This is a genomic window from Bradyrhizobium oligotrophicum (assembly GCF_051168495.1).
In the GTDB taxonomy this organism is placed as follows: Bacteria; Pseudomonadota; Alphaproteobacteria; order Rhizobiales; family Xanthobacteraceae; genus Bradyrhizobium; species Bradyrhizobium oligotrophicum_A.
This window is the reverse complement of sequence record NZ_JBNPVB010000008.1, coordinates 1-13,161: the sequence shown is the minus strand read 5'-3', so window position 1 is coordinate 13,161 and position 13,161 is coordinate 1. Positions and strand designations below refer to the sequence as shown.

At 63.5% G+C, this 13,161-nt stretch carries 14 protein-coding genes; 8 read left to right on the top strand and 6 right to left on the bottom strand.

Annotation, left to right across the window (positions count from 1 at the left end):
• Positions 1 to 7: 7 nt before the first annotated feature.
• The gene (locus tag ACQR1B_RS16855) at positions 8 to 781 is read right to left on the bottom strand and encodes a DUF2147 domain-containing protein (RefSeq protein WP_434834606.1); all 774 of its coding nucleotides are present in this window, start codon (positions 779 to 781) and stop codon (positions 8 to 10) included.
• Between the two features lie 451 nt (positions 782 to 1,232).
• Here ACQR1B_RS16855 and ACQR1B_RS16850 point away from each other — a divergent pair, with 451 nt between their 5' ends.
• Positions 1,233 to 2,402 (top strand): extensin family protein, encoded by a 1,170-nt coding sequence (locus tag ACQR1B_RS16850; protein ID WP_434834607.1) that lies wholly within the window; start codon positions 1,233 to 1,235, stop codon positions 2,400 to 2,402.
• Between the two features lie 277 nt (positions 2,403 to 2,679).
• Complete coding sequence (locus ACQR1B_RS16845) at positions 2,680 to 2,946, top strand: hypothetical protein (protein WP_434834608.1); 267 nt, start codon at positions 2,680 to 2,682, stop codon at positions 2,944 to 2,946.
• A 31-nt stretch (positions 2,947 to 2,977) separates the two neighbouring features.
• Here ACQR1B_RS16845 and ACQR1B_RS16840 read toward each other — a convergent pair whose 3' ends face one another.
• Positions 2,978 to 5,293 (bottom strand): TonB-dependent receptor, encoded by a 2,316-nt coding sequence (locus tag ACQR1B_RS16840; protein WP_434834609.1) that lies wholly within the window; start codon positions 5,291 to 5,293, stop codon positions 2,978 to 2,980.
• Positions 5,294 to 5,494: 201 nt separating this feature from the next.
• On the opposite strand from ACQR1B_RS16840, the gene nikR reads away from it, so the two are divergent.
• From nikR to ACQR1B_RS16810, 6 genes are all read left to right on the top strand, one after another.
• Positions 5,495 to 5,986: a nickel-responsive transcriptional regulator NikR gene (gene nikR / locus ACQR1B_RS16835; protein WP_434834610.1), complete on the top strand. Its 492-nt coding sequence runs from the start codon at positions 5,495 to 5,497 to the stop codon at positions 5,984 to 5,986.
• 505 nt (positions 5,987 to 6,491) lie between these two features.
• Positions 6,492 to 7,061 (top strand): DUF2867 domain-containing protein, encoded by a 570-nt coding sequence (locus ACQR1B_RS16830; protein ID WP_434834611.1) that lies wholly within the window; start codon positions 6,492 to 6,494, stop codon positions 7,059 to 7,061.
• Positions 7,062 to 7,437: 376 nt separating this feature from the next.
• Positions 7,438 to 7,815, top strand: coding sequence for a VOC family protein (locus ACQR1B_RS16825; RefSeq protein ID WP_434834612.1), 378 nt, complete (start codon positions 7,438 to 7,440; stop codon positions 7,813 to 7,815).
• Positions 7,816 to 8,113: 298 nt separating this feature from the next.
• On the top strand, positions 8,114 to 8,296 hold the full coding sequence (locus ACQR1B_RS16820) for a hypothetical protein (protein WP_434834613.1): 183 nt from the start codon (positions 8,114 to 8,116) through the stop codon (positions 8,294 to 8,296).
• A gap of 371 nt (positions 8,297 to 8,667) precedes the next feature.
• Complete coding sequence (locus ACQR1B_RS16815; protein ID WP_434834614.1) at positions 8,668 to 9,081, top strand: NUDIX hydrolase; 414 nt, start codon at positions 8,668 to 8,670, stop codon at positions 9,079 to 9,081.
• 104 nt (positions 9,082 to 9,185) lie between these two features.
• Positions 9,186 to 9,644 (top strand): hypothetical protein, encoded by a 459-nt coding sequence (locus ACQR1B_RS16810; protein WP_434834615.1) that lies wholly within the window; start codon positions 9,186 to 9,188, stop codon positions 9,642 to 9,644.
• Between the two features lie 140 nt (positions 9,645 to 9,784).
• Here the strand turns inward: ACQR1B_RS16810 and ACQR1B_RS16805 are convergent, their stop codons facing one another.
• From ACQR1B_RS16805 to ACQR1B_RS16790, 4 genes are all read right to left on the bottom strand, one after another.
• Positions 9,785 to 10,036 (bottom strand): hypothetical protein, encoded by a 252-nt coding sequence (locus tag ACQR1B_RS16805; protein WP_434834616.1) that lies wholly within the window; start codon positions 10,034 to 10,036, stop codon positions 9,785 to 9,787.
• Positions 10,037 to 10,076: 40 nt separating this feature from the next.
• Positions 10,077 to 10,685: a hypothetical protein gene (locus tag ACQR1B_RS16800; RefSeq protein WP_434834617.1), complete on the bottom strand. Its 609-nt coding sequence runs from the start codon at positions 10,683 to 10,685 to the stop codon at positions 10,077 to 10,079.
• A gap of 441 nt (positions 10,686 to 11,126) precedes the next feature.
• The gene (locus ACQR1B_RS16795; protein ID WP_434834618.1) at positions 11,127 to 12,374 is read right to left on the bottom strand and encodes a hypothetical protein; all 1,248 of its coding nucleotides are present in this window, start codon (positions 12,372 to 12,374) and stop codon (positions 11,127 to 11,129) included.
• A gap of 559 nt (positions 12,375 to 12,933) precedes the next feature.
• Positions 12,934 to 13,161: hypothetical protein (locus ACQR1B_RS16790; protein ID WP_434834619.1), on the bottom strand; the 228-nt coding region annotated here is incomplete at its 5' end.

The following is a 13,161-nucleotide window of genomic DNA, read 5'->3' as shown; positions in this document are numbered from 1 at the left end:
GAGCGCGTCAGCCGATGCGCTTCCAGGTCTGGCCGCCGCAGAACAGGCCGCCGAAGGCGCAGCCCTGGACCCGCAAGGTGGTGGCGTTCTTCAGCACGATCGTGGAGTCGTAGTTGCCGCCGCCGTCCGGATCGTGGATGCGGCCGACCCATTTGCTGTCCTTCGGCTTCATGTTGATGAGGATCTTCTCGCGCGTCTTCTCGGCAAAGCCGCAGATGTTGGCGCCGCACGGCTCGATCACCACATTGCCCTTGCCGCCTTCGGTGGCCCACAGGCCGAGCGGCGAATTCGGATCTGCTGCGGGCGGCGCGGCCTGAGCGGCAGGCACAGCGGCGACGGTGGCCGGCGCGGGGGCAGGGGCAGAGGCAGGGGCTGGCGTAGCCACGGTCGAAGTGACCGGGGCGGGCGGCACCGGCATCTGCGCTATCGGAGCTGGTGCGGTTGGAGCGGGCGCCGGCTGTGTGACGGCCGGTGCCGCGGCGATGGGGGCGGGCGCGTTGACGACCGGCGCAGGTGCGGCCGGAGCCGCGGTCGCTGGAGCGGCGGCAACGGGAGCGCTGGTCGCAGGCGTGCTGCTCGCTTGCGTATCGTCATCGTCGAGTTTGGATTTCAGGCCGCTGAGATCGACGCCGGACACCTGCAGGCAGGACAGCGACTGGCAGTTGCGCGGCACGGTGACGCGGACCTTGTGGCCGCCGAAATCGAACGCGACCGAGCTGCCGGCCTGGGCGGCGCTGCTCGCGATCAGGACCGCGGCTGCGGCGAGATACACGGTCTTCATGGATGGAACTCCCTCGGGCGCGTCGTGAACCTGAGGGGAACCTTAGGCGCGGCCGGCGGGGCACTCCGTGACGCGCATCACTGTCGGCGAAAGCGGTCGCGTCCGGAGAACCCTCACGACGCCGACGGCAGGGACGGAGCGGATCAAGTTCGCGTGTGAGGCGTCGCGGCTTCAGACCAGACCGACGACGATCGCGCCGACGAAGGCGAACACGACATAGGCGACCACCATGTTCAGTCGACCGGCAAGGGTCATGACACGGCTCCCGTTTTCGCGTTTCCGCCCGGCGTCTCACCAGGCGCGCGCAAGACATATCCGAACGGCCTCGGCATAAAAGACAGCGCGGCTGCCGCATCCCCGTCAATCGACAGCTCGCGTGGCGCGATGGTTTGCGCGCCGTCAACGGACGGCATTGACAGGTCCTTAAGCAAATTGTCGCAAACCTCCGGACATGACGCGCGGAGTTCGTTTGTATCTCGTCGGCTCCATCGTCCTTGTCTCGCTTGCGGGTTGCGGCCGTGGATTTTTCCAGGAACGCGAGCCGTGGCGGGCCGAGGCCGAGATCGCCTGCCTGAAATCCGGTGCGGTGAAGGAGAGTGCGGACATCGTCCGCATCGATCCGATCTCCGGCCCCGGCATGTGCGGCGCCGACTATCCGCTCAAGGTGGCGGCGCTGGGCGAAGCCACCGCGAGCTACGGCTTCGCCGACGAGAGCCTGCGTCCGCCGGCCGCGATCGGCGGCCAGCCGCGCTGGCCGGTCAACAAGCAGCCGCAGTCCTATCCGCCGCCGTCGACCTATCAGCCGGCGGCACAGCCCGCGTATCCTCCGTCGGGCGCGGCCTATCCGAGCGCGGCGTCGTCGCCGGCCTATGGCGCGGCTCCCGGCGCGCCGCTGCCGCTCGAGCCGCCGGCCGGCGAGGACGACGTCAACCTGCCGCCCGGCGCATCCTATCCCGCGCCGCGCTCCGCCTATCCGCAGCAGCAGCCGGAGGTGCCGCCGCGGCTCGGCCCGTCGCGCGATCCCGTCGGCACCGTCGGCCCGGTCGCGGTGAAGCCGACCGCGACGCTGGCCTGTCCGATCGTCTCGGCGCTGGACCGCTGGATCGCGGAATCGGTGCAACCGGCCGCACAGCGCTGGTTCGGCACCCGGGTCGTCGAGATCAAGCAGATCTCGGCCTATTCCTGCCGCGGCATGAACGGCAATCCGAGCGCGCACATTTCCGAGCATGCCTTCGGCAACGCGCTCGACATCGCCGCCTTCATCCTCGCCGACGGCCGCCGCATCAGCGTCAAGGACGGCTGGATCGGGGTGCCGGAGGAGCAGGGCTTTCTGCGCGACGTCCAGGGTGGCGCGTGCCAGCAGTTCACCACCGTGCTGGCGCCGGGCTCCAACGTCTATCACTACGACCACATCCATGTGGACCTGATGCGCCGCGCCAGCCGCCGCCTGATCTGCCAGCCCGCCGCACAATCCGGCGAGGCGGTCGCGTCGCGCGCCCAGCAGCGCCGCTACGGCTATGGCCAGCGCGAGCCCGACGTCACCAGCTCGATTCCGGCCCGCAAGCAGGCCAAGTCGATCGGTCAGCTGATCAACGAGGAAGACGAGTTCCGGGATTATTGACGGAGAGGCGAGTGGCGAGTAGCGAGTGGTTCGCAGCGCCGTCCCGATCCGCTATCCGCCACGCGCCGTCACGCGCGGCTGTGGATTTCTTTCCGCGGGATCCGCCGCATCGCGCCGTCTGTCCTGCTCCGGAACGCAAAGGCCGCCGGCGCATCACGCGCATTAAGAATCCATTGACCAGCTTCGCCGTCCGCCATTGGCCGATACTAGACCTGCCACAGTCGCCGGGAACAAGGCGCGCGGGGTTCTTGTTGCTGGCGGGATGGGAGGGGCGAACATGGCATCGTATCGCATCAGGGCGATTGGCTCGGGGTTCGAGGTCGGTACCGACGAGCAGCCGGTCCTGGTCTGTCGTTCGCTGAAGATCGCCCGCCGCGCCGTCGCCGATGCCCAGCGGCTGGAGCGGATGCCGCCGAAGCCGATTCCATGGCGCATTCCGCCGGACCGCGACATGCCGGCCGTCGCAGCGGAAGAGGCCGCGTACGACGAGGCTGATTTCGAGATCTCGATCGTGCCGGATGGCCCGCCGTTGTGCTGCCAGTGAGGTCCGGCGAACCCGCCTGATCCGATCGCTGCTAGAACGTCCCGGCCACCGTCACGCGAAACGTCAATGGCTCGATCGGATGCAGCACGCGGTCCATCACGCCGGTCTGGCACACCTGTGCCGGAACGCCCGTCGGCGCGCTGCCGTAGCACGCCTGGTACAGCTGATCCGTCGTCAGCAACGAGCCGTAGCCGTAGGAGATCTGGTTAGCCTTGGTGTTGAAGAGGTTCAGCACGTCGAGCTGGATGCGCCAGCCATTGGCATCGCGGAAGCCGATGCGGCCGTTGAACACGCTGGTCGCGGTCGATCGGAAATAATTGTCCTCGGTCAGCGGCGTCGAGCCGAGATAGCGCCAGCGCAACGACCCGAACCAGCCGGTCTGCTCGCCGAGCGTGATCCCGGCCGAGGCGATCATCGACGGCGCGTTGGGGATGTAGTTGCCGGGCGCATTGCCGCGCAGCACCTCGGCGGACGCGCCGGCGGCGACGAGCTGATTGTAGGCGTCGGCCTGGTCGGCATTGTCACCGACGAAGCGCGCATGCGTCATCGCGAGGTCGGCGTCGATGTCGATCCACGACCTCGGGCGATAGTGATTGGTGAATTCGAAGCCGTAGCGCCGGCTCGGCCGGCTCGCCTCGGTGTTGCCGGCATCGCCGGAGAACAGGATTTCGGAATCCTGGTTGAGCATGAACACGCTCAGCGACGAGTCGAACCCGGGAATGATGCGCGTGCGCACCCCGACCTCGGCGCCCTTGGTGCGCACCAGCAGCGGCGAGGAGTCGATCCTGGTGCCCGGCGCAGTCGGATCGTCGGTGGTGGTGGCGCCGCGCGCGTCGTTGCTGTGCATGCCGTAGCCGGCGCCGACGAAGAACTCGGTCTTGTCGAACGGCCCGATCACCATGCGGAATTTGGGGCTGCCGAGGCTGGCCGCGGCATCGCCGGTGTTGTTGCCGTTATACAGCGAATAGACGTGGGTCTGGTAATAGTCGCCGCGATAGCCGACCGTGGTGCGCAGCCAGTCGGCCCAGCGCACCGTGTTCTCGGCATAGAGTCCGACGCTGCCTTCGCCCACCTTGTCGTTGCGGACGGAGCTGAGATAGCTGCGCTGTTTCGTATAGCTCAGCGCCAGCGCGATGTCGTCGTAGCGCGTCTGAATGCCGAAGGTCGTTTCCATCGGCCGTCCGGCAAAGCTGCCATTGATCGTCCGCGACGCGTTGGCGCCGAGCATCAGCCGGTCGTCATGCTGATGAAACTGGTCGCCATTGACGGGATCGCGCAGCGCATAGGTGAAGTTGTTGTAGAGATCGAGCTGGCTCTTCACCACATAGGCGTTGGCCTTCCACGCGCCGGCGTCGTCGGTGCCGGCGATGCGGCCGGACAGCGCGAAGCGGTTGGTCTTGCCGCCGTCGGTCGGATCGATCGAATCGTACCTGCCGAGCAGGCCCGAGGTGATGGCGCGCTCCGGCACCTGGTCGGTCGAAGTCCAGCGATTCGCATAGGCCATGCCGGTGATCGAGAAGCCGTCGGTCGCCGTGCCCTGGCTGTAGCGCAGCAGACTGTTCAGCTTCTTCGCATCATCCGGCGTCGTCCACGGACCGTCATACCGGCCGGCCTCGCCCGCGATCAGCAGATGGCCGTCGCCGACATGGACCGAATCCATGCCGAAGAAGCGGCGGTAGCCGAAGCTGCCGGCGGTCACCTGCGCGATCGCCTTCGGCACGCTGTCGATCAGGCCGATATGGACGCTGCCGACGGAAGCGAAATCGCCTTCATCGGCAAAATAAGGCCCCTTGCGGACGTCGACGCGGCCGATCGTCTCCGGCATCAGCCAGTTGAGATCGGCATAGCCCTGGCCATGCGCATGGGTGCGCATGTTGACCGGCACGTCGTCGACGAACAGCGCGAGGTCGGTGCCATGGTCCAGATTGTAGCCGCGCAGAAAATACTGGTTGGCTTTGCCTTCGCCGGAATGCTGCGTGACGATCAGTCCGGGCACCGCCTCCAGCACCTCGCCGGGCCGTGTGGCCGGGCGCGCGTTGATCTCGTCGCCGGTGATGATGGTCTCGCTCGCCATCCCCTGCGGCCGCGCCGGGCCTGAGCCGGCATTTGGCGCACCGGACGGCGCCATCGCGGCGGCGGGAGCCGGCGCAATGCTGGTTGCAGGACGGGCTGCATCGGGCTTCGGCCGCTGCGCCTCGCGCCGGACCTGCGGCTTCGCCCTGGCCGTGCGTTTGGGAGCATCGACGTCGACCGTCGGCAGTTCGGCCGGAGCCCGTTCCGGATGCGCCACCGCCTGTTGCGCCAGTGCCGCCATCAGCACCGCCACGCTTGCCCCACGCCACTTCATCGTCGCAACGCCCCTCGATCTCGCCAATCGGGCATGCGTCGTCATCCGCCGCGCACCGTCGTCGGCGCGCGGCAAGCTCGCTTGGATCGCCCTGATGTCGAGTGTTAAAGAACGCTAAGGTGACGCCAGTATGATGTCAACGTGAAAACATCATACTCAGCTGGTGGATAGGCGCTTGCCGCGCGCCGGAGGAGACGAGACATGCAGCGCCTGACGATCACGATCGACGACGACCTGCTCGCCGAGGTCGATGCCTTCATGGCGCGGCGCGGCTACGACAACCGCTCGGAGGCGTTTCGCGACCTGCTGCGCAGCGGCCTGGAGAGCGCCGACGGTGCGGGCACCGAGAGCCGGCACTGCATCGCCACCCTCAGCTACGTCTACGATCACGCCGCGCGCGAGCTGCCGAAGCGGCTGACCCAGGAGGCGCATGATCATTCCGGCCTTGCCCAGGCGACGCTGCACGTCCACATCGACCAGGAAAGCTGCCTCGAGGTCACCGTGCTCAAGGGCGAGCGGGCCGAGGTCAAGGCGTTCGCCGACCACGTCATCGCCGAACGCGGCGTCCGCCACGGCCACGTCGCGCTGATGCCGATCGAGGCGGCGCATGACCACGGGCATGCGCACAGCCATTCGCATAGTCACAGCCACAGCCATTCGCATTCCCACACGACCAAGAGCGGGAAGAAGTAGAGCGGAGAGCGATAGGACGGGGCTGCCGGTCAAATCCTCCCGTCATGCCCGCGCAGGCGGGCATCCAGTACGCAGCGGCCGATCGATGTCATCACGACTGCCTCGGCGTACTGGATCGCCCGGTCAAGCCGGGCGATGACAGTTGAGGGTGAGGTGCAGAGCCTGCCACTTTTCGTCGTCGCGAGACACTCGTGCGACGACGTTCCTTGGGCCGCTCAGCGATCGCTCGCAATGATGGCGCGGTAGGGTGGGCAAAGGCGCGCCCCGATGCTGCTGATCAGACGTGATGCATCCCGCGCCGTGCCCACCGCGGCGCGACGGTTCAGGCAGGTGGTTGGCAACGAGGTATGCCGCAGCAATGTGGCCATGGACATGAAGCCGACTCGCCGCGGCGACCAACGCGGCCACGCTCTGGAAAGCAGTCGGGACGCCTGATACCATGGCGCAATGTCCACTGACGCAGCCATGGATCGAGCCGCGGGCTGCTCGAAGAGGTGACGTCGTCATGACCATGGGTTTGGACCACAAATCGCAGGTACGCCGGACGACGCCGCCGTCGGAAAGTGTCGTCGCGAACTGGTACGAGAACGCCAGTCTGCTCGACAGCTACAGCATCGAGCTCCGTGCATCGGAACAGTCGACCATGCGCGAACTGGCGCGGCGCACACTCGTCGATCCACCCGCGTGGCAAAAGGCGTTGATCGCGCTGCGCGACGCCATGGTGACGCCCTTTGGCATCAAGACCTCCGATGTCGTCAGGACGTCCCCGGACGGCCATGAACGGGTGGATTTCTTCCCGGTGCATTGGGAGGGCACGGACGAAATCGTGCTCGGTGCGGATGACCGGCACCTGGACTTCCGGCTCTCTCTGCTGCGACGCCACGCGTCGACGGGAACGTTGCTGATCGCGACGACCGTGGTGCATACCCACAATGCCCTTGGCTTCACCTATCTCAACGCGATCAGGCCGTTTCATCATCTCGTGGTCAGGGCCAATCTGGCACGCTGTGCACGAACGCAACAAGAGAGCGGCGCGGCCCCTGGACCGCTTCGCCCGCGGCCGCGCGCCCAATGACGTCGCTCGTGACGGACGACGATGGCGCGAGACGCCGCAGGTCCTTCGTTAGACGCGAGGCAGGTTCGTTTTGATGCGCGTCACCTGCTGCATTCACGACAGAACATCCGTTGCTGCTGCCATACGAGCAGAAGCATGTCAGTCCAACGTCGCCCCTGTGTGAGAGCCGACGTCGCATTCACCTCGCGTCTTGATCCTGTGACCTGGCGCTTGTTGCCGCGCTCGCCTGCGCGGTCAGAGCCCCGGCGAAGGGCAGGCTCGACGCTCGCTGTCGGGCTGGCGAGGTCTCGTTCGTCCTCTGTAGGCGCTGCCGAGTTCGATCCAGGTCGGTTTCGACGGCGGCGCCGGTCGAGCCAAATCACACGGAGGACGCGCCATGACTCACGGAATTTTCGTCTGGAATGAGCTCTATACACGGGACGTCGAAGCGGCGAAGGCGTTCTATGCGACGATTGTCGGCTGGACGTTCGAGGGGATACCAATGCCGGACCGGGACCGCACCTACTGGATCGCCAAGGCGGAGGGCAGGCCGGTCGCCGGCATCCTCGACATGCGCGGAATCGTTCCCGAAGGCGATCCGCCGCACTGGCTGAGCTATCTCGAAGTCGACGATGTCGACCGGCGCCTTGCCGAGATCGAGAGAAATGGCGGCAGGATCGCCCGACAGCCGTTCGACGTCCCGCATTTCGGGCGCATTGCCATCGGGGCGGACGCGACCGGTGCACTCATGGCCTGGGTGACCACGAAACGCTGACCGGCCGTATCGGACTCCGGAGCCGCCCGTCAAGGCTTCGTCACCTTGGCGATGACGATCTGCAAGACGAATTCTGTAGCCTTTGCGCGAGTTGTGCGAAGAAAGCGGCATTTGCGATGCGCGAATGGATTTTTCTCCTGGTGCGATTCAGATGGCCGCGATTAACCAAGAGTGGCATTTGTTCCCATCGCTCTCTACTTCCGTCGCAGAATGGCAATGGCAAAGCAGCGGGACGATGGCTGCGGTTTTTCGTACGGAGTCCGCTGAGACTTCGGCGTAGCCAGTGAAGGCTCAGTCAATGGACACCATCAACGTGATCCTGCTGATCTCGACCCTCGTTCTGGGGTTCGTCGCAACCGTCCTATGGGGGCTGGATTTCGAGTGGCTTGGGCGCGATGTTGAGGCCGCTTACATCTTCAAGCTGGTCGGCATCGGGCTGATCGTGTTCTTCCTAATCGCAATCACCTTCGGCCTCATCTGAGTCCTATGACCCTGGACGACCCGGGCTTCACAGGGGCGCCAAAGATTCAAGCCGGCACTTCAGTAGCTAAGCTCTCTTCCGTCTTCGACATCGCGATACGTTGAGCTACGAGCAAGCGATTGCTCGCCCGGGCCGAGCGTAGCGTGTATGCGGAACGTCGGTTCATGGCCCGAAACGCGAGTGCCGGAGCGCACGGGAATTTCCGGAGCGGAGGGCACCGGCCATGCCATCAGCCCGGCGGCCATGCCCGTGCGTGACGCTGGCCGGAAGCTGCACCTGGGCTCTTCAATGGCAAGTATTGAATCCAGCCCGGCGGGCGTGCCACCCTCGTTCGCGGTGTTCGAACAAAGTGGTCAGGTCCCCAACAACCGATGACGTCTCCTCGAAAAGCCTGCCCAGTCGTCGTCCGCCAAAACAGCGATGGCCTGGAGATTCTTGCGTTTCGGCATCCATTGGCAGGATGTCAGCTGGTCAAGGGCTCCATCGAGGCTGGAGAAGACGCCGGGCATGCGGCATTGCGCGAGTTGTGCGAAGAAAGCGGCATCTGCGATGCGCGAATAGATTCTTTTATTGGTGCGATTCAGATGGTGGCGAGCAACCAGGAATGGCATTTGTTTCTTTGTTTGACAGGAGACTTGCCGCACGAATGGACGCATGACGCTCGGGACGACGGTGGTCACGAGTTCAAATTCTTCTGGTGCGCGATGGACCGACCACTCAGTGACGAATGGCATTCAGACTTTCAGCAGGCCATCACCTTCATTCGTCGGAAACTGCTGCGCTGAACTATGTCTCTTGTTGACCCGTTGCAGACTTGACACCCTGATCAACCAAAGGTTTTATCTAATTGCGATGATCTTTCAGCTTGGACTGACGGGGCATTCACTCTGTGTTTAAACAATTTTGGAAGAAATGGACGGTCGATGAGCCTGCGGCGTTTGGTGATCTGCTGTGGGAAATATTTGTTGTCCGGTTTGCCGCCTGGTTGGACCGGCTGACGCTAAGGAAAATCATTGCGTTCATTCCTGTCGTCAGTCTGAGCTTGGCTTACTATCACAGCATCCCGATCCCTCCTGAACTAATGCTGGTGGGCGATGTGCTAGCCTACATCGATATCTTTTCGGTGATATTGCTGCTCAGCATTTTGGGCCGCATGACAGCTTGTTGGCTTTTGGCGAAGCAGACGGTGGAGCAGGCAGTCAAATTAGCGGGCCGCGCGTTGGTCAGCGTTCAACGCTTGGATTCTCGCCGCCAGCGGGAGCCCAATATTAGCGGTCGAAAGCGCTTGACCGGTCGGACCAAACCCGACGACGAGCATCCTGCCATCGAAGGTTTCGCTTGGGCTTAATCCCAGCAGGACGCAGTCTGCTTCTGGCCCCAAGCGTAAGTACTGGACGGCAAAGTGATTTCCGAAGCTGGGGGTACACTGGCTCTGCCACCAGCCTGCTGACCATGGCGGCCCTTGACCCCAACCCGTCGTTGGCGCCGTTAGCGAGACCGACGGCCCTTCATATAGGCGACAGCACTATCGATTTTCTCATCGTAACCTGGAAACCGCGCCTTTGCTTCGGTCGGCGACAGTCTCTGTACCTTGCCCTTCTCGCCGCCGAGGTGCGCATAGTAATTGGGTGACTCGTCATAGGTTAGGGTACCATCCTCATTGGCCTCTAACGTCCGTTCCATCCCGCCATCGGTACCCTCATGATGGAATACGATCTCCGGGTCCGTGAACCGCCGCATTCTCGCATCTCCCATATCACCACCGCCTCGGTGCGCTCTTCTAGTAGCCGGCATGAAGGTGCCAGTAAGGGGGGCGGCGTTTTCTCTCAAGCTCCCAGAACCCGCCCTGCTTAGAGGGTGCAAAGCAGAAGAAATCCGCTGGAGCGCGTGGATCGCGGCGGGAAGTGTATTTCATGCCGTCGTCCATCAGCCAAACCTCGGAAAACCCCAACCCGTCGAAATCGGATGGGTCATACAGGCCATCGACGTCTTCCCATACATCCCATAGCGCAGGGTAGGTTGCCATTGCCCGGCGCATGGCTTCCATCGTCAGGTTTTCGCGCTCTTTGGTGCCGATGGCGGGCCAGGTAAGATGGCCCAACAGGATCATTGGCCGGACACCGAACAGCGCACGGCGGTCATACTTCTCATGCTTCTGCTTCGCTAGTCGGTGCATCCCAAGCACGATATCCTGGGCGCTCTCGGCCATTATCGCGGTCAGTTCGACGCCGGTCTCTACGCCGTCAATGAGTGCGATCACATCGGGCGGGTCTTCTCTACCGACAATTTCGACCCTGCGGCCGGTCACCTTCGGGAAATCGCTCTCGAATGCCTCGGCCGTCATGTCCTCGTACATGCGCTTGCCGATTACGTAATCATCGCTGCTCATGTACCTCATATGGGGAGCGCGCCGCGCTTCCGCAAAGCTGAACCTTTTCCTAAATGCGCAGGCTGGCTGGCCACGGGCGACGCGGTTCGGTCGCGGTTCGTTTAACGGCCGCCATCGGGGCAATCCCTGGCGCTCCGCAGCGGCATCCCGGAGGACTGCTTGTGGCCCATGGCTGCCGACTTGCGGCGCTGCGGCAAGTCGCCTGTTATCTGGGGTACACCGGCCATAGCGCCAGCCCATTTCGGAGGATAGCCCATGGCCCGGCAGAGAAAAGCCGTCAGGGCCATGCCACGTCGGTTATTCGAGGTTGTGCAGAAGAGATCTACTCGGCATGAGAATTTCAGTCTTTGACCCAGGGCGGACCTCCACCAAGCGCCAGCCGCCCGCTCTTTGGGCGTCAAGGCGTGGGCTTGGTCGCGGATCGCTTTCGGCACAGTAGGTCTACTCGATGGCCCATATTTGCGGCGACAGCAGCTCGGCCGGCGGCTTGATCTCGTCGATCGTGATGGGATGCCGCGTAATGTGGATCGCGGTCCACTCCGAGGTAAGGGAGTTGTCCCAGAAATGCCTTTCCTTTAGCGCGATGCCATCTTTCGTAAGGCATGAAGAGGTACGGCCACCAGCCATTGCGGGCATCAAGTCAAACCAGCGACAGTTCTCGCCGAGCACTGTATCGGTCCGGTCCGGGATCAGTGGTCGAGGAAGCGCGGCCCAAAAATGTGCGTCAATTCTTTCCTGCTCGGCGGGGGTGCGCACCCTTATGTCTATCCACAGACTCTGTCGCGCGCCGGAGTCATCAGTCTCATAGGTGGACCTTACTTGCCCGAAATCGTGTATGACATGGATCGTTCGCAGCTTGCCGGTGGTTTCCTCGGTGAACTCCCACGGGCCATGTCGGCGCACGGTGCGAATGACCTCTCTCCCGGGCGGCGACATGGTCTGCTCCATGACGAGTTCGTAGTCCGACTTTTCCGGCGCGATTGGCGGCAGCGTATCGCGGTCGTCGGGCCAATTCAGTGCAAAGACAGATCTCGGTGGACGTGCGTCTTCCGTCGACACCGGCCGTCGCTCGATCTGCGTCGCCTCGGCTGATGAAGTAACTTCGCGCGTGCTCGACTTCAGCGACTTCTGCCAAAGCTCGATGCCGTCGTCGCTGACGCAGCTCAAATGTACGGGTATGTCCCCCGTGGTCCGCGATACCTCCCAGACCGTGCAGCTTTCGCCGAGATGGATCTGTCGTTCGCCGGTGTTACGCGGCGCATATTCGGTGTCGGACGAGCGATACGGCCCACGCAAGAACGATCGGCCGTGAGCGTCGACCAATATCGTTCCAACGTTGGTCAAGTAATATGCCACTGCCCCATACGACGAGTTCGCCGATAAATCCGCGGTCACGGCAGCCCGGGTCCAGTCGCCGTGATGGAGTATGATCTTGCTGCCCTTGCGGTACGATTCATGGGTCGCCATCGTCATAGCGTAGTCGGGGGGGATCACGCCGGGTGGCGTGAACGGCCCTTCCGCGGCAGCTGTGATGGCGAGGATTGGTGGTGGCAAATCCCGCAAGGCGTTCTCCCTCATGAATTGGTCATGGGTCGCCATCGTCATGATCACGTCAGGTTGCGTGAACGGCCCTTGAGCGGCAGCTGTGGTGGCGAGGAGGCAGAAGATTGCTGGCAACAGTAACCGCAAGGCGTGCTCCCTCATGCATTGTAGCTACTCTACTTGTAGCGCGAATCGGCTTCGTAGCCGCAATGAAATCTTGGTTTGTCAGCGTTTCACTACAGTACAGTTCACTGAACTGCTGGTGTTCGTGTTAATGCTTTCGCGGCCGGAGCGTTGAGTCCTGCTGCCCCCAAGCATAAATCGGCTCGGCCGAAGCGGCTGACTCTACTTTCCGTTGACGGTTGCGGCTTCAGGCCAGTCTTCGCAGCAAGTAGAGCTTTGCGCCTTTCCTCGACGTATTGGGTGGCCGCTTTTGGCCCTTCTCGGACCCCCACGCTCCGGCCTTGGGCGACGACGCCGCGCTGCCGCGTTCGCGACGCAAAATTGCGTGCGCGCAAAATCCAAATTCGCTCGTCCCATCAAGCTGATTTGCCCTGTCCAGTCCTCCGGCGAAAAATATTCCTGTTTCTTTTTTTCGGAAATCGTGGTTCTCTGTCGCCATCCCGTCTCGATCGGCAAGGGGCGTTTCGCGATCGTCACGAACGTGGGAGGCGGGGAGCGGTGGCCTGTCGGGAGCGCAGCGCGCTTATCGCGAGCGGACGAACGTGTCCGGCAGGACGGTGAAGTCGTATGGTCCTGGCGCCCCGACGCTGGCGTCAAGTCGTCCGGTGATGATCCGGACGGCGACGGTGGCTAACAAGCCCGGACACCGGGGAGAGTACGTATAATTCGTAAACCCATCGCGCGGGGAGGGCCGGGTGTGTTCGGCCAGACCTGTGGTACCTGCCGCCTGCATTTTTTTGAGCAGGCGGGC

Bases quoted from the DNA above. Each gene is read 5' to 3' on its own strand.
- ACQR1B_RS16845 (WP_434834608.1), top strand. From the start codon at position 2,680: ATGGCATCGTATCGCATCAGGGCGATTGGCTCGGGGTTCGAGGTCGGT.
- ACQR1B_RS16830 (WP_434834611.1), top strand. From the start codon at position 6,492: ATGACCATGGGTTTGGACCACAAATCGCAGGTACGCCGGACGACGCCG.
- nikR (WP_434834610.1), top strand. From the start codon at position 5,495: ATGCAGCGCCTGACGATCACGATCGACGACGACCTGCTCGCCGAGGTC.
- ACQR1B_RS16805 (WP_434834616.1), bottom strand. From the start codon at position 10,036: ATGCGGCGGTTCACGGACCCGGAGATCGTATTCCATCATGAGGGTACC.
- ACQR1B_RS16800 (WP_434834617.1), bottom strand. From the start codon at position 10,685: ATGAGCAGCGATGATTACGTAATCGGCAAGCGCATGTACGAGGACATG.
- ACQR1B_RS16855 (WP_434834606.1), bottom strand. From the start codon at position 781: ATGAAGACCGTGTATCTCGCCGCAGCCGCGGTCCTGATCGCGAGCAGC.
- ACQR1B_RS16815 (WP_434834614.1), top strand. From the start codon at position 8,668: ATGACGTCTCCTCGAAAAGCCTGCCCAGTCGTCGTCCGCCAAAACAGC.
- ACQR1B_RS16825 (WP_434834612.1), top strand. From the start codon at position 7,438: ATGACTCACGGAATTTTCGTCTGGAATGAGCTCTATACACGGGACGTC.
- ACQR1B_RS16840 (WP_434834609.1), bottom strand. From the start codon at position 5,293: ATGAAGTGGCGTGGGGCAAGCGTGGCGGTGCTGATGGCGGCACTGGCG.
- ACQR1B_RS16850 (WP_434834607.1), top strand. From the start codon at position 1,233: ATGACGCGCGGAGTTCGTTTGTATCTCGTCGGCTCCATCGTCCTTGTC.
- ACQR1B_RS16820 (WP_434834613.1), top strand. From the start codon at position 8,114: ATGGACACCATCAACGTGATCCTGCTGATCTCGACCCTCGTTCTGGGG.